Here is a 15722-nt window from a genome sequence, read left to right on the forward strand (position 1 = left end):
AATTATGAATGATGAATGCTGAATGCTGAAAATTTCATAATTCATAATTCATAATTCATAATTTTTATGCCCTAGTCCCCAGTACGCTTGTATTCTTCCAACAATTCCGGGATGTAATCATACCCATCCACGCCAATTACTGAAATAATTCTCGAACGATTTTGCTGCAAGGAATTTCCAAAAGCTTCTGCACCTATTTGTCCCTGCAAAATTACCAGCAACCTCGCTGGTTTTTGCCACTCTTGGGAAGCAATTTGGTTTAATAAATACATTCCCAAGCAACCTGTGTAAATAGCTCTGTCAAAATTTGCTAAGTTATAATTTGCTTCGGCTAAAGTTGCTAAATTCAATCCTTGTAGATATAAATCTCCAGAAGTTTGCGCTGTTCTAAAGCCTTCTTCTAAATTTTTGATGGCATTTTGTGGCTCTCCAATTACTAAATAAGCGATGCCTAAACTACTCAAACACAAAGCTTTACTTTGAACATCGCCTAATTGTTCTGATAGCCTTAAACCTTGTTGTAGATAATTAATAGCCATTTCATAGGTTTCTGACTCTAGCTGTTCTAGTTGCTGTGCCTGCATGACTTCGCTGTAGCCTAAGTTTACGAGGGCATAGGCTTCTCCTGTGCGATCGCCTGTTTGTCTACTCAGAATTAATGCCCTTTGACTGTAATCTATGGCTTCTGCATATCTTTGCTGTTGCACGCAAGTACGGCTAAGATGATTGAGGTTGGCGATTTCACAGGGGCGATCGCCTGCATGACGCGCTATCTCCAAGGCTTGCTGATGAAAGTCAATAGAACGGTCATATAGACCTAATGCCCGTTGAGAATAACCCAAAAGTGTCAAAATCCGCGCTTTTTCTTGGGTTCCCTCGACTCTACGCAGCGGTTCATCGAGGTAATTCAACGCATCCCGCAAGTAGCTGCCGGAAAATGAGGCGAAGATACCACCGTATAAGGGAAAATACAGTCTTTGAGCAAAGGTTCGCAAAATTTGTAACATTACTTGCGAAGCTGCGTTGCTGTAGGATGTATCCCCATCAAAAGCATTTGCCAACTGACTCCAGATGACTGCAAAGGTCAAAAATGTTGAAATTGACAGCTTTGACCCAGCTTTGACGTTGTAAGGTTGTTGGTCAAACCAGTGGACTAACCCTCGTTGTAAGTACTGTAAAATTAGTGTCATTTCCACCCAGTCACTCAAGGTGATGCTGCGTTGCTGCTGGGCAAATTCAATTACAGATTGCGACCTAGCCAGAGTGCGAAACAGTGCTTGCGGTAACTCGCTGTTCACTTGCTTTGCCCAAGTTGCCCAAGGGCCCTGTTCTTCTGGTATGCCACCAAATCCTATCGATTCGCGGCTTTGCTCGTACATCCAACTAACTAAGTGCTCTTGCAGTCGCTGCCAACCGGCTACACCACGCGCTATACCCTCTGATATTTGCTGCAAATCAGAATCTGCTTGGGCAAATTGTTGTAAAGCTTTTGACAACTGCTGCATCTGTTGTAAGTTGAGAGGATGCTTACTGTTGGGGTCGGTGACGCGTAAAAAGGTAGCAAGCCGCTCTCTAGTTGGGGCTGTGGTAATTTCTTTAACAGCGGTGGCTGTAGCTTCTGTGGACTTATTTTGTTCTTGAGCGCGTTGCCACTGGGTTTGGATCGTCTTAATTGCTCTCAGACTACGAGTAGCTTTGGCTTTTTTGAGTTCATCTTTTTCAGTGTCTACTTGCTGCTGGATACCATTGAGGCGATCGCTCAACGCCAACTCAAAAATTTCCCCCGTCCCAGCTGTCACACCCTTGAGCAACATTTGATACACTTGCTCAACAGAGCTAATTTTGCCTTTGAGGGTAGTTTCGACGATTTCGTCGATTAAGACGAGATAGCGATCGCGAAGGGACACAGACTCAGACACTTTCAAATCCAAGAACACACTAAGTTAATTTTAGGTCATTAGTCATTGGTCATTGGTCATTGGTCATTAGTTAGTGGTTAGTGGTTAGTGGTTAGTGGTTAGTGGTTAGTAGTTAGTAGTTAGTGGTTATTCTCCCCACTCTCCCCCTCTCCCCCTCCCCGCTAAGTGCGTCCAGCCAAGTTAGCAACTACCACAGCTAACTCGATGGGACTGACTGGTTTGGGAACATGCAACTGAAAGCCTGCTAAGAGTGCTTGCGCTCGATCTTCTGGGCTGGCGTGGGCTGTCAGCGCCACTGCGGGAATGTTTCGCCATTGCTTTTGGGGAAGCGATCGCACTTTGCGAATGAGTGTGTAGCCGTCTTCTTGGGGCATACCGATATCACTGATTAGCACGTGCGGCTGAAAGTGTGGTAGGGTGTCTAGTGTCTCATGAGCGGAGGCAACGGCCATAACTTCTGCTCCATATTCGGAAAGGATTGCCACCACTAAATCGCGGGCATCTGCCTCGTCATCGACGATTAGCACTCGCAAGCCTTTCAGAGACGGTATAATATTTTGAGCGATTTTTTCCTCATAAGTAACTGAAAACTGTTCTGATTCACTGGTGACATCCACATCAACAGCTCTCATCGGTAAGTTAACAATAAACGTTGCTCCCTGCCCAATTCCTAAACTCTCGGCAGAAACTGTGCCTCCGTGCAATTCTACTAAGTAGCGTACGATCGCTAACCCTAATCCCAATCCACCGTGCGATCGCGTGTTGGAACTATCGGCTTGGCGGAAGCGGTCAAACACATAGGGCAAAAATTGGGGGGAAATTCCCTCTCCTGTGTCACTCACCCGAATTTGCACGCCATTATCTATGCGTTCTACTTGCACATCTACTCTTCCCCTTTGGGGTGTGAACTTGACGGCGTTGGCAAGCAGATTCCAAATTACCTGTTGCAAGCGGTTAGCATCGGCGATGACTACTCCTAGTGCAGAATCGAAATTGCACTCAATCTGAATTTCCTTAGCCGCAGCTGCTGGACGCACGATTTCCACCGCTGCTTCCACTACTGACTCTAGTTCTACTGGACGCAGATTGAGGTGGAGTGTTCCTCTAATAATTTGCGATACATCTAAAACATCCTCAATCAACATTCTCAGGGACTTGGTGTTGCGGTCAATTGTTTCTAATGCCTTGGCTGTGATCGATTCATCAAATTTACGACTCTTAAGTAATTGTGTCCAACCAAGCATGGCGTTGAGGGGAGTACGGAGTTCGTGGGAAAGGGTGGCTAAAAACTCATCTTTCATCCGGTTGGCGGTTTCTGCTTCCGCACGTGCTGTTTGTTCCCGCAGGAGGAGTTGTTCCCGTTCTTGCTCTGCTTGTTTGCGTTCAGTAATATCAATCATCAAGCCACGCAACAGCTGCGGTTCATCTTTGCCCCGCACAACATTCACAATGTCATACAGCCATACAACTCTACCATCTGCTGTTAACATTCTGTATTCAAACTCGTAATTGTCCAAGGAACGCGAACAATCGATACAAAAATTGATTGCCCACTCCCGATCCTCTGGATGGATGTGTTGCGCCCAGAAATTATCGGTGTACCAGTCTGATAAGGGATAACCAAGAATCTCGACACTTTGCGGGCCCACATAAGTAAAATTGCCCGTGGTGGCGTTTGCTTCCCAGGGAATTACGCGCACTTTTTCTGCTAATTTGCGAAATCTTTCTTCACTTTCTTTGAGGGCTGCTTCCGCCTGTTTGTGCTCGGTGATATCGTTGATGAGAGCAACAAAGCCTTCTACTTTTCCCTTTTGATTGAAATGGGGAACATAAGAGACATTCACGCAACGCTTGCTGCCATCTTGAGCGGGTATTTCAGTTTCGTAAGATACTTGTTCTCCTGATAATACAGTTTCTACATGCGGACGAATTGACTCATAAACTGATTCACCCACAACTTCTTTGATATGCTTACCATTAAATTCTGTGGCAGAGAGTCCATACCATTCTTCGTATTTCTTATTGTTAAAGCGGTAGCGTTGCTGGGCATCAACATAAGAAATAAAAACTGGCACTGCATTGGTAATCAGACGCAGTTGATCTTCTCGTTGGCGTAGCGCCTCTTCTGCCCGTTTGCGTTCTGTAATGTCTCGTTGAGTTCCCCAGGCTCTCACCAATACACCATTTTCTACAACTCCCACAAGATTATTCAAGAAGTATTTATAATTACCATGCTTATCTACCTCGTGGGATTCAGCATCGATCAGGCGATAGCCGGAGCGGATAAAATTACGTAAGTATTCAATATTATGTTGGTCTGTTGAAGGGAGAAAGTCTTCTAGCCTTACTCCAATAATTTCTTCGGCACGAGCAAAGCCATACATCTTGGCCATGAAATCATTACAATCTTTCAGGTAGGCATACTGGTAAAAAAGCCGAATTTGCTCATCTTCTGGAGACTCTAGCGAAATTGGCACTTTCAGTTCAAAACACCAGATACCTTCAGAACTCTGTTCCACAAATGCACGGTAGCGTTCTTCGCTTTTTCTGAGGGCAAGTTCTGTGACTTTGCGATCGCTTATGTCCAAAGTAAATACAATCATCTCTTGTTGATGAGATGGCGATTCTGGCAACAAAGCACCACCGATGAGAACGGGAACACGGCTACCATCTTTGCTAATGTACTCTTTTTCAATCGGCGTACACACCTCTTTTGTTCTCAGTTCTGCAATTAAGCGATCGCTTAAGAACTGGTATTCTGGCGGTGTTATGTCGCGCCATCGTACCCGTCCACACAGCAAATCTTCCCGCGTGTAACCCACCATCTTTAAAAAGGCATCGTTAGCTTCAACTATCATGCCGTTGAAATCCGCTATAATTACCCCGATGATGTTGGCATCTACAAACCGTCTAAATCTGATTTGGTTCGCTTGTAGTTGCTGCACACTCATCTCTAACCTCTGCTTGGCACTACGTAACTCCGAGTTAAGTGAACTAATCAGTGTTGTTACCAATACAAATACGCTTAACTGGAGAATGTTTTCTACACCATATACTAAGGGTGAGTACATTGGCTCTAGAAAAAAATAGCCTATAGCCAAACAAGATAAAGCTGTGGCTAAAAACCCCGGTATTATGCCTCCATACCAAGCACTAACCGCCACAGCAGCAAAAAACATTGAAAAAATAGTTAGCTTCAGATAAGGCTGTAGCAATAGTGTTAGCAGCAAAGCGCTAGTAACAGTAAAAACTGCTACAACATGGGGCTTTATACGGGGGCTTATTCCTTTCAAAGTGGGTTCTCCTTTGGTGCAGCTAACTGAAAGGATTGTTGCCAAAATCACCTAGACAACTAGGGCGACCTTCCACATCTATTTTGCATCGGAAAATCTGTAACAAACAGTTACTTGCTGTATATCTATCTAAAGTAGTAAAAAACAAAGGCAGCAAAGATTAAATGTTGTTGCCTCACTTCGTTATTGCTATGAATGTTCATGCAATTTAATCTTAAAATTTTCTTAATTTTTGTAGCCAAAAGATAATTTTCACCCGATCAAGTGAGTAGAAATAATTAAAAGCCAAATACCGGGCACAGGAAGCAGTCAATCACAATCTTTCTCTTCTTTCTTCCTTCTACTTAGCGATCGCTCCTTTGAGTAAATAAGTCATCATTTCTCCCTTTCCTTTAATCTTAATCAATCCTCTTTTTTCCAACACAAATTTCTCTTTGAAATGCTGATAACTTCCTTCACAAACCTGGATACAGCCAGCCACACTGTGGGATTCCATTCTACTAGCAGTATTTACCGTTTAGTTATTGGTTAGTAGTTAGTGGTTAGTAGTACCTCTGTCAAGGTGAGTGAAAAATCGACATTAATTCCTAGACTTTTAATGACTCGACTTCGTGTCTTGGCGTCTTGGTGGTTAATTAAATTTATTTTGGAACCACATAGACACAAAGACACAAAGAAAACTCAATTTTGAAGGTTACACCTTGACAGAACTAGTAGTTAGTGGTTAGTAGGGCTGCGAGGCTTTGCGCCCGTACAGTGATATTTTGTTGTTGGTTGGCGGTTGTTTGTTGTTTGGAACAAACAACCACCAACAAAAAAAATCACAATTCCTAATGAGAAAGTGAGGAGAATACGAAAAATGGCTCGTACCCCGACATTGACTTTTGATCGTGGCACATTAATTTTGCATCCACCACCGCGTGGCAAAGCCTGGACAGATTACGCTGTGTGGGATGATAGAGTCGAAAAATTCCGCATTCCGGCGATTCAATATCGTCCTTTAGTGGAAGCACTGCAAGCAGACAATACAAATTTTGTCGATGAGGCTAAGGCATTTTATCCTCTCGAATTGCTTTCGAGTTTGGAAATGGAACCCTACCCTCACCAAACTGAGGCGTTGACAGCGTGGAAGTTGGCAGGAAGACAAGGGGTAGTGGTGCTTCCTACCGCAGCGGGAAAAACTTATTTGGCACAAATGGCAATGGAAGCGACGCCGCGCAATACGTTGATTGTAGTGCCGACGTTAGATTTAATGCACCAGTGGTATGCACACCTGTTAGCAGCTTTTCCGGATGCGGAGGTGGGGTTACTGGGGGGTGGTTCGCGGGATAAGACGCCAATATTGGTAGCAACTTACGACAGCGCCGCTATTCATGCGGAAAGCTTGGGAAATAAGTATGGGTTATTAATTTTTGATGAGTGTCATCATTTGCCGACGGATTTTAATCGGGTGATTGCTGAATATGCGATCGCACCCTATCGATTGGGACTTTCGGCTACACCCGAACGCAGTGATGGCAAACACACGGATTTGAATATCCTGATTGGGCCGGAAGTATACCGCAAAAGGGCTGAAGAACTGGCGGGGAAGGCGTTAGCAGAACATGAAGTGGTGCAAATTAAGGTGAAACTATCGCAGCATGAACGTGAAAGGTACAATCAGTTGATTCAAGTCCGCAACGATTTTTTGCAGCAATCGAAAATTTCTTTGGGGAGTCTTCAAGGTTGGCAAAAGTTTGTGCAAATGAGTGCGCGATCGCAAGTGGGACGAAGGGCAATGTTAGCGCACCGCCAAGCCAAAGAAATTGCCGTGGGTACGGATGGAAAGTTAAGAGTTTTAGCAAATTTACTTGCTAAACATTATCCCCAAAGGGTTTTGATTTTTACTGCTGATAATGCTACTGTTTACCGGATTTCTCAAGAGTTTTTAATTCCGGCGATTACACATCAAACTCATGTGAAGGAGCGTCATGAGATATTAACAAAATTTCGGGAAGGAGAGTATAAAACTTTGATTGCTTCCCATGTGTTGAATGAAGGGGTAGATGTACCAGCGGCTAGTGTGGCGATTATTTTATCGGGTACGGGTTCGGCTAGGGAATATATTCAAAGATTGGGGAGAGTTTTAAGGAAGGGAAAGGAGAATAATAAGCAGGCGATTTTGTATGAAGTGGTGGCTGAAGATACGGCTGAGGAGGGGACTTCGGCAAGAAGAAGAGGTGTGAAGAGAAATGAACCGCAGACACACAGAGGACGCAGAGGAGAGGAAGAAAACAGAGGAAATTTACAGGTGATTTATGGGGGTAATCAACAAAAAAGTTATCGTGCGGCAGAGCAGTTGGAAATAAATTATTCTGTTGAGAATAAGAAGTCTACAAATGAAGATGAGTTGTAGTCAAGATTGATTAATGGCTGTTGACTGTTGACTATGTTTTGGTAATTGGTAGCTAGAGTTAATACAATTAAAGAAAACCTTTTAATTTTAGTGTTTAAGTATAATTGCCCATGACAACTTCACGCCGCTATTATCACATTACTACCTTCGGTTGCCAGATGAATAAGGCTGACTCAGAGCGCATGGCTGGCATCTTAGAAGACATGGGCTTTGAGTGGTCAGAAGACCCAAATAACGCTGATGTAATTCTTTATAATACTTGTACTATCCGGGATAATGCTGAGCAGAAGGTATATTCTTATCTTGGTAGACAGGCGAAGCGCAAGCATGAACAACCAGATTTAACGTTAATTGTTGCTGGTTGCGTTGCCCAGCAGGAAGGGGAAGCGCTGTTACGAAGGGTGCCAGAGTTAGATTTGGTAATGGGGCCGCAACATGCTAACCGTCTGAAGGATTTGCTGCAACAGGTATTTGACGGCAACCAAGTTGTGGCAACCGAGCCGATTCACATTATGGAGGATATCACCAAACCGCGCCGAGATAGCAAGGTGACGGCTTGGGTGAATGTGATTTATGGCTGTAATGAACGGTGTACCTATTGTGTAGTTCCGAATGTCCGGGGTGTGGAACAATCTCGCACACCGGAGGCAATTCGGGCGGAAATGGTAGAACTGGGACGGCTGGGTTATAAGGAAGTGACGCTTCTAGGTCAAAATATTGATGCCTACGGGCGGGATTTGCCAGGGGTAACACCGGAAGGTAGGCACAAGCATACGTTGACGGATTTGCTTTACTATATCCATGATGTTCCGGGGATAGAAAGAATAAGATTTGCTACTAGCCATCCTCGTTATTTCACTGAACGATTGATTCGGGCTTGTGCGGAATTACCTAAGGTATGCGAACACTTTCACATTCCTTTTCAATCGGGGGATAACGAGGTGTTAAAACGCATGGCGCGGGGTTATACTCACGAGAAATATCGCCGGATTATTGGCAAGATACGTGAGTATGTGCCGGATGCGGCGATTAGTGCTGATGCGATTGTTGGTTTCCCTGGGGAGATGGAAGAACAGTTTGAAAATACCCTCAAACTGGTAGATGATATTGGTTTTGATCAGTTAAATACTGCCGCTTATTCTCCACGTCCGGGAACACCCGCAGCAGTGTGGGAAGAACAAATCAGTGAAGAGGTAAAAAGCGATCGCCTGCAACGACTCAACCACCTAGTTGCTATTAAAGCAGCTGAGCGTTCTCAGCGTTATATGGGACGCATCGAAGAAGTTTTAGTAGAAGACCAAAATCCCAAAGATAAAACGCAAGTGATGGGGCGTACGCGCACCAATCGCCTGACTTTCTTTACTGGTGACATCACCGAACTCAAAGGTAAGTTAGTAAAGGTCAAAATTACCGAAGTACGTGCTTTTAGCTTGACGGGTGAACCGGTAGAGGTCAGAGAAGCAGTGTCAGTGTAAGAACTAGGGATAGGGGATAGGGGATTAGGGACTGGGAACTAGGCTAAATTCTACCCAATCCCCAATCCCCGATCCCTGATACCGATTCCCCATTCCCCAACATGTTGTGATACGCTATCTGCATTTGAGGCGTGGAGGTATATTCAAATGACAAAGCTGCGGGTGGGGTTGCTGTTCGGTGGTTGTTCGGGAGAACATGAAGTATCGATCAGTTCAGCGCGGGCGATCGCCAAAGCTTTGAGTGCAGGGCAAAATGCTAGCAAATACGAAATCTTGCCTTTCTACATCCAAAAAGATGGACGCTGGCTGGCAGGAGATGTGCCACAACAAGTCTTAGAATCAGGAAAGCCGCAGCAATTGCCTGACTCTGCATCCGATCCTCAATTAAAAAGTGATAGTTCGCAATTGTCAGTTACAAATACGCAATCTCTGAGTCGTTGGCAATCTCTTTCCCAGGTTGGGGAAGTGGAAGTTTGGTTTCCGATTCTCCACGGCCCTAACGGTGAAGATGGTACAATTCAAGGCTTGCTGACTTTGATGCAAGTGCCTTTTGTTGGCTCTGGGGTATTGGGATCGGCACTGGGAATGGATAAAATTGCCATGAAAATGGCTTTTGCCCAAGCTGGACTGCCACAAGTCAAATACAAGGTGGTGAATCGTTGCCAAATTTGGTCGAATCCTTGTATTTTCCCGAAACTGTGTGATGAAATTGAAGCAACCTTGGATTATCCCTGCTTTGTCAAACCTGCAAATTTAGGTTCATCGGTAGGAATTGCCAAAGTGCGATCGCGGCAAGAATTAGAAGCAGCGTTGGATAATGCTGCTAGTTACGATCGCCGCATTATTATCGAAGCTGGAGTTGTAGCCCGAGAATTGGAATGTGCTGTTTTAGGCAACGACCAACCTAAAGCTTCTGTGGTCGGTGAAATTACTTACAAAAGTGATTTTTACGACTATGAAACTAAATATACAGAGGGTAAAGCAGATTTAGTCATACCTGCACCAGTACCAGATATTGTTACCCGTCAAATTCAAGAAATGGCTTTGCAAGCTTTTGCAGCCGTTGATGCTGCTGGATTAGCCAGGGTAGACTTTTTCTACGTGGAAGCCACAGGTGAAGTATTGATTAATGAAATCAATACTCTACCGGGTTTTACAGCGACGAGTATGTATCCTCTACTCTGGGATCATAGTGGTGTCTCCTTTCCAGAATTAGTTGACCAATTGATTCAATTGGCTGTTGAAAGATACTCTTCACCAGAAGTCATGGAATAGGAATACTTATTTTCCCAATCGCACGGGTTTAAGTAATAAAAGATACTAGTTTTTAGAGAAAATGTCGGTTTGAGTAGCCTCAACTTCATAAAATGGCTACCGATATCCGAGATTCTACTACGGATACGCGATCGCTGACTCCTCCAGTACAATCAAGGAGATGAGGGGTAAAAATCTGAAAGTAGTCATGGAAAATACTCAGAGTGTACAGCAGTCATCGGAAGTGCAAGCATCCGCAACTGAAACTGTAACAAATAAGTCTAAACTACAAATAAGTGAAAACTCTCTGATACACCTGTTTGCAAAATGTCCTTGGCTATTTTTAGGTGGGCTGCTAACACTTTTTCTCAGTAGTGGTACTGTTGCCCTATACAGTCTTGGTCACGTAGGGCGTGTAGAACGTAAAGAACCAGAATTTATACAACATGTAGATTTAGATTCATCCATTCCTACACCTTCTGAGACTACAAATGTAGCCAATAGTTCCATCCCTTTGTGGATGGTGGGTGCGATCGTCATGAGTTGTGCGAGTGGATGCTTTATAGTAGTTAAGCTGCTTAATTATCCAGTCTGGCAAAAAAAAGTTCACAAAAAATTTAACCGCCATCAATCATACATAAAAGGACGCCGTCACCAAAAACAAGAACCGCGTCCTCCTAAAAACTTGCCAAATTTTATACCGCCTTCACTTCCCAAATCCTCTACTACCAAGCCAGAACAATCACAACCAGTAATAACAGTTTTGCCACCAGAAGAAAATTTCAATAAGGACAATAAAGAATCTTTAGCAAGCATGATGGATATTCGCAAAAAAACTTCTTTATCTGCGCTTTTACGCGAGTAGGGAAACTCTATCAGCAAATTGCTTGCTACATTAGCAGTCTCTGAAGGGCGATCGCCCTCCTGCTTGCTAATCCTAGGTTGCAGTCAAAGATAGTACTTCCCTCACCCCTTCCCTTCTCCCAAATTGGGAGAGCAGGGTGGTTTCATACAAGCAGAGAAAAAACTTGCTTGAGTTGGGCGCGTTTGGCTTGAGGGAGAATTCGGAAACCAAGAGATCGAGCGATCGCTCCGGAAAAAGTTGTGTAATAGTGCCCAATTCACAGCAGCATTGCCACCACAAGGAAGGAGTACGGGCGAAGCTGCGGGTAACGGTTAAAAGGCTACTGAAGAAATACGGCTATCCTCCTGATAAGCAGGAAAAGGCAACTACGATCGTTTTGCAGCAGGCTGAGTTGCTGTGTAAGAACTGGATATCTTAGACACTTGTATTACACCTGTGTTATCACCATATAAGCGGAAATTTGAAATTAAATCGGGATGACTGGATTCGAACCAGCGGCCCCTTCGTCCCGAACGAAGTGCGCTACCAAGCTGCGCTACATCCCGGCACTATGATTGCCACTATATATAGAAATTATCACAAACTTTGATAAATTTCAAATGAAGTCTACGCTAAGCACTAGAGTAAAGGTTAGAGAAGGGATTTTCCTTCATACTTCAGCCTTTGTCGGAACCTTGCTAACATTAACTTTAACAAGTTGAAAGTGGTGATAGCAAATTGTGATTGTTAAGCCAGACTGGTTACGAGTAAAAGCACCTCAGTGGGAGCGTGTTGGTAATGTTAAAGAAATTTTACGGGATTTAGCCCTGAATACTGTTTGCGAGGAAGCGTCCTGTCCGAATATTGGTGAGTGCTTCAATGCTGGTACAGCAACGTTTTTGATTATGGGGCCAGCTTGTACGCGTGCCTGTCCATACTGCGATATTGACTTTGAGAAAAAACCCAAACCCCTAGACCCTACCGAACCCCCACGACTGGCAGAAGCTGTGCGTCGCATGAAACTAAATCATGTGGTGATCACTTCTGTAAACCGAGATGACTTGCCAGATGGGGGTGCGTTGCAGTTTAGCCGTTGTATAGAAGCAATTCGCACTATCTCACCCAAAACCACTATCGAAGTATTAATTCCTGACCTGTGCGGTAACTGGGAAGCGCTGGAGTTAATTCTCCAAGCCCAACCAGAAGTTCTTAACCATAATACGGAAACAGTTCTGCGTTTGTATCGTCGCGTCCGTCCTCAAGGCAATTACGATCGCACACTGGAATTACTAAAGCGATCGCGTCAACTTGCGCCTTCTATTTATACTAAATCCGGTATCATGGTCGGGCTGGGCGAAACTGATGAGGAGATTCGCCAAGTCATGCGAGATTTACGCGCAGTAGATTGTGATATTTTGACGATTGGACAATATCTCCAACCCACTCAAAAACACTTAAAAGTAGATCAGTTTATCCACCCAGACCAATTTGCTGCTTGGAAGTCATTCGGAGAAGAATTAGGATTCTTACAAGTTGTCTCTTCACCCTTGACAAGAAGCTCATATCATGCAGAGCAAGTCAGGGAATTGATGCAGCGTTATCCCCGCAAATGAGGATGGGGAGAGGGGGAGATGGGGAGATGGGGAGAGGGGGAGAGTGGGAGAGTGGGGGAATAACCACTAACTACTAACCAATGTAGAGACGTGCCATGGCACGTCTCTACAACTACTACTAACTACTGTACGGGCGAAGCATTTGTACGAAGATATTTCGTTTTGATGGAAAGATAACCATACAAATGCTTCGCCCCTACCCACTAACCACTAACTACTAACCACTAACTCTTGACCCTTGACTCTTGACAAATGACAAATCCAAAATCAGTAGTAATTCTGGGTGCGGGTGCTTGGGGAAGTGCTTTGGCAACTGTGGCGACAGCCAACGACCATCCAGTACGCCTGTGGTCGCGCCGGGGTTCGGAAACTTTGGCAGCAGTGCTAGAAGGTGCAGATATTATTCTGTCAGCTGTTTCGATGAAGGGTGTTAGAGACGTTATCTCTCAAGTACAGTCTTTACCCTTTTCTCAAGAAATAATTTTTGTCACAGCGACGAAAGGCCTAGATCTCCAGACAACCTGCACACCATCGCAAATTTGGCAAGAAGCTTTCCCCAAAAATCCAGTAGTTGTCCTTTCAGGTCCAAATTTATCTCAAGAAATTCAACAGGAATTACCAGCTGCAACGGTAGTGGCCAGCAGTATCACCAGTGCTGCTGAGGTTGTGCAGTTGGTGTTTTCTTCCAATCGTTTTCGGGTTTATACCAATGCCGATCCCTTGGGAGTGGAACTGGGGGGAACGCTGAAAAACGTAATTGCGATCGCTGCTGGTGTATGTGATGGCTTGCAGTTAGGAACCAATGCCAAAGCTGCTTTAGTCACCCGTGGTTTAACAGAAATGGTTCGCATCGGTATCCATTGGGGTGCAAAGCCGGAAACATTCTATGGTTTGTCTGGTTTAGGAGACTTGCTTGCTACTTGTAATAGTCCCTTAAGTCGCAATTACCAAGTTGGCTACCAACTCGGTTGTGGCAAAACCCTCACAGAAATTCTCGCTCACTTACAAGGAACCGCTGAAGGAATTAACACCACAGAGGTTTTGATGGTGAGATCCAAGCAGCAAAACATTTCCATGCCTATTACCGAGCAAGTGTATCGCTTACTCCAAGGTGAAATCACTTCTCGACAGGCGCTTGAGGAACTGATGCTACGAGATATTAAGCCGGAATATAACTACTAAATTTGTTAGTAGTTAGTGGTTAGTGGTTAGTGGTTAGTAGTTGTCCTTCCCACTAACCACTAACTACTATCCACTAACCCTTACCAATTCCCAACAAACCCTGACGAAAAATTGTCAAACCTTCAGGAAATTACCTGCATAGCTATGTAGATATGACTATGCTGTGATAAACAAGTTTTCCACTGAATATATGTTTATACCACGTTACAAAAGTAACGGTCAAGATAAATCAAAGTTCAAATCTTGACCAAGAGGTTTGCGATTTCTAGTCTGGCTTTGCCTTTGAATAGCTATTGGTTCAATTGGGAGAGAAGCCGAGCAGCTGAGTTTTGGAGATGTAATAAATGAAACCAGTAGGCTTTTTTTCAAAAAAAACCTATAAGGTCACCGTAAACCGTGTTAGTTCTTCGTAAATCACGGGAACAATAGCAACAGTTGATTAGCTGACCGTAATCTATTGTTACCTGGAGCCATTGAGACGATCCTTATGCCAGCAACATCTTTTTACGCAGATGCCGCCTACGAATCCCAACAATCCCCCCAAATGTTCGACCCGGATTTGACACTCGATGAAACTGCACTGCCAGTAGACGATCTGGAAGAGTTGGAGATGGTTTCTTCCGACCCTACTAGCTTTGCTGTTGGTGCGAACCGTCGCAGCACAGACTTGGTACGTCTATATCTTCAGGAAATTGGTCGGGTTCGGCTGTTAGGGCGGGATGAAGAGGTTTCAGAAGCTCAAAAAGTTCAGCGCTACTTGCGGATGCGGATAGTTTTGTCTAATGCTGCCAAGCAAGGAGATGAAATACTCATACCCTATCTACGGGTAATTGAAATTCAGGAGCGTCTGGCATCGGAACTGGGACATCGTCCTTCTATAGAACGGTGGGCTCGTGCTGCTGGTGTAGACGTGTTCGAGCTCAAGCAAATTTTAGGACAGGGAAAACGGCGCTGGGCTGAAATTGCCAAGTTGACTGTGGAGGAACTGGAAAAAATTCAAAGTGATGGACTCCAGTCCAAAGAACACATGATTAAGGCAAACCTCCGTCTAGTTGTATCTGTTGCTAAGAAGTATCAAAATCGCGGTTTGGAATTGTTAGATCTAGTCCAAGAAGGTACTCTGGGCTTGGAGCGAGCAGTAGAGAAATTTGACCCAACCAAAGGTTATCGCTTCAGCACTTACGCTTACTGGTGGATTCGTCAAGGAATCACAAGGGCGATCGCTACTTCTAGCCGCACAATTCGCTTACCTGTTCACATTACAGAAAAGCTGAACAAAATCAAAAAAGCTCAACGTAAAATTGCCCAAGAAAAAGGTCGCACTCCGACTCTTGAAGATCTGGCACAAGAGTTAGAAATGACACCTGCCCAAGTACGGGAAGTATTATTAAGAGTGCCTCGCTCTGTTTCTTTGGAAACCAAAGTTGGTAAAGATAAAGACACAGAGTTAGGTGAATTGCTTGAAACAGACGGAGTTACACCAGAGGATATGTTAATGCGAGAATCTTTACAAATAGACTTGCAGAATCTTTTGGCAGATTTAACAAGCCGCGAACGAGATGTAATTCTGATGAGGTTTGGACTAGCAGATGGTCATCCTTACTCGCTGGCAGAAATCGGACGTGCTCTTGACCTATCACGGGAACGAGTACGCCAAATTGAATCCAAAGCACTGCAAAAGCTACGCCAACCGAAGCGGCGCAACCTGATCCGTGACTATTTGGAGTCTCTTAGTTAGTCAATGGTT

At 44.4% G+C, this 15722-nt stretch carries 10 protein-coding genes, 1 tRNA gene and 1 pseudogene; 8 read left to right on the forward strand and 4 right to left on the reverse strand.

All coding sequences use genetic code 11. The features are described 5' to 3' along the window. Positions 1-71 precede the first annotated feature (71 nt). The 3 genes and pseudogenes from FIS9605_RS0127200 to FIS9605_RS41300 all read right to left on the reverse strand — a co-directional run. Positions 72-1919 carry a tetratricopeptide repeat protein gene (locus FIS9605_RS0127200; protein ID WP_026735401.1) on the reverse strand — a complete coding sequence of 616 codons (1848 nt, stop codon included), beginning with the start codon at positions 1917-1919 and terminating at the stop codon, positions 72-74. A gap of 161 nt (positions 1920-2080) precedes the next feature. After that, a complete protein-coding gene (locus tag FIS9605_RS0127205) occupies positions 2081-5212 on the reverse strand; it encodes a PAS domain S-box protein (protein WP_026735402.1) in 3132 nt (1043 codons plus the stop codon). A 340-nt stretch (positions 5213-5552) separates the two neighbouring features. Then, positions 5553-5717, reverse strand: a pseudogene (locus FIS9605_RS41300) (adenylate/guanylate cyclase domain-containing protein); the annotation flags it as partial. A 354-nt stretch (positions 5718-6071) separates the two neighbouring features. Here FIS9605_RS41300 and FIS9605_RS0127215 point away from each other — a divergent pair. From FIS9605_RS0127215 to FIS9605_RS41955, 5 genes are all read left to right on the forward strand, one after another. After that, complete coding sequence (locus tag FIS9605_RS0127215) at positions 6072-7607, forward strand: DEAD/DEAH box helicase family protein (RefSeq protein WP_026735403.1); 1536 nt, start codon at positions 6072-6074, stop codon at positions 7605-7607. A gap of 110 nt (positions 7608-7717) precedes the next feature. Further along, positions 7718-9082: a tRNA (N6-isopentenyl adenosine(37)-C2)-methylthiotransferase MiaB gene (miaB, locus tag FIS9605_RS0127220; protein WP_026735404.1), complete on the forward strand. Its 1365-nt coding sequence runs from the start codon at positions 7718-7720 to the stop codon at positions 9080-9082. A 147-nt stretch (positions 9083-9229) separates the two neighbouring features. Further along, a complete protein-coding gene (locus tag FIS9605_RS0127225) occupies positions 9230-10357 on the forward strand; it encodes a D-alanine--D-alanine ligase family protein (protein ID WP_026735405.1) in 1128 nt (375 codons plus the stop codon). A gap of 160 nt (positions 10358-10517) precedes the next feature. After that, the gene (locus FIS9605_RS0127230; RefSeq protein ID WP_442854733.1) at positions 10518-11201 is read left to right on the forward strand and encodes a hypothetical protein; all 684 of its coding nucleotides are present in this window, start codon (positions 10518-10520) and stop codon (positions 11199-11201) included. A 247-nt stretch (positions 11202-11448) separates the two neighbouring features. After that, positions 11449-11619, forward strand: a complete 171-nt coding sequence (locus FIS9605_RS41955) for a type I restriction enzyme endonuclease domain-containing protein (RefSeq protein ID WP_231510483.1) — start codon at positions 11449-11451, stop codon at positions 11617-11619. A 53-nt stretch (positions 11620-11672) separates the two neighbouring features. On the opposite strand, the gene FIS9605_RS0127240 is transcribed toward FIS9605_RS41955, so the two are convergent. Beyond that, positions 11673-11746 (reverse strand) — tRNA-Pro (locus FIS9605_RS0127240). A 174-nt stretch (positions 11747-11920) separates the two neighbouring features. Here FIS9605_RS0127240 and lipA point away from each other — a divergent pair. The 3 genes from lipA (at position 11921) to sigC (ending at position 15713) form a co-directional block, all read left to right on the forward strand. Then, positions 11921-12793 carry a lipoyl synthase gene (gene lipA, locus FIS9605_RS0127245; protein ID WP_026735408.1) on the forward strand — a complete coding sequence of 291 codons (873 nt, stop codon included), beginning with the start codon at positions 11921-11923 and terminating at the stop codon, positions 12791-12793. Positions 12794-13045: 252 nt separating this feature from the next. Then, positions 13046-13975, forward strand: coding sequence for an NAD(P)H-dependent glycerol-3-phosphate dehydrogenase (locus FIS9605_RS0127250; RefSeq protein ID WP_026735409.1), 930 nt, complete (start codon positions 13046-13048; stop codon positions 13973-13975). Between the two features lie 487 nt (positions 13976-14462). Further along, positions 14463-15713: an RNA polymerase sigma factor SigC gene (gene sigC / locus FIS9605_RS0127255; RefSeq protein WP_026735410.1), complete on the forward strand. Its 1251-nt coding sequence runs from the start codon at positions 14463-14465 to the stop codon at positions 15711-15713. The last annotated feature ends 9 nt before the right edge of the window (positions 15714-15722 follow it).

Origin of the sequence: Fischerella sp. PCC 9605, from assembly GCF_000517105.1 — a bacterium.
GTDB lineage: Bacteria > Cyanobacteriota > Cyanobacteriia > Cyanobacteriales > Nostocaceae > PCC9605.

Excerpts from the sequence above, each read along its gene's own strand:
- miaB (WP_026735404.1), top strand. The coding sequence starts at position 7,718 with ATGACAACTTCACGCCGCTATTATCACATTACTACCTTCGGTTGCCAG.
- FIS9605_RS0127230 (WP_442854733.1), top strand. The coding sequence starts at position 10,518 with ATGAGGGGTAAAAATCTGAAAGTAGTCATGGAAAATACTCAGAGTGTA.
- FIS9605_RS0127215 (WP_026735403.1), top strand. The coding sequence starts at position 6,072 with ATGGCTCGTACCCCGACATTGACTTTTGATCGTGGCACATTAATTTTG.
- FIS9605_RS0127225 (WP_026735405.1), top strand. The coding sequence starts at position 9,230 with ATGACAAAGCTGCGGGTGGGGTTGCTGTTCGGTGGTTGTTCGGGAGAA.
- sigC (WP_026735410.1), top strand. The coding sequence starts at position 14,463 with ATGCCAGCAACATCTTTTTACGCAGATGCCGCCTACGAATCCCAACAA.
- FIS9605_RS0127250 (WP_026735409.1), top strand. The coding sequence starts at position 13,046 with ATGACAAATCCAAAATCAGTAGTAATTCTGGGTGCGGGTGCTTGGGGA.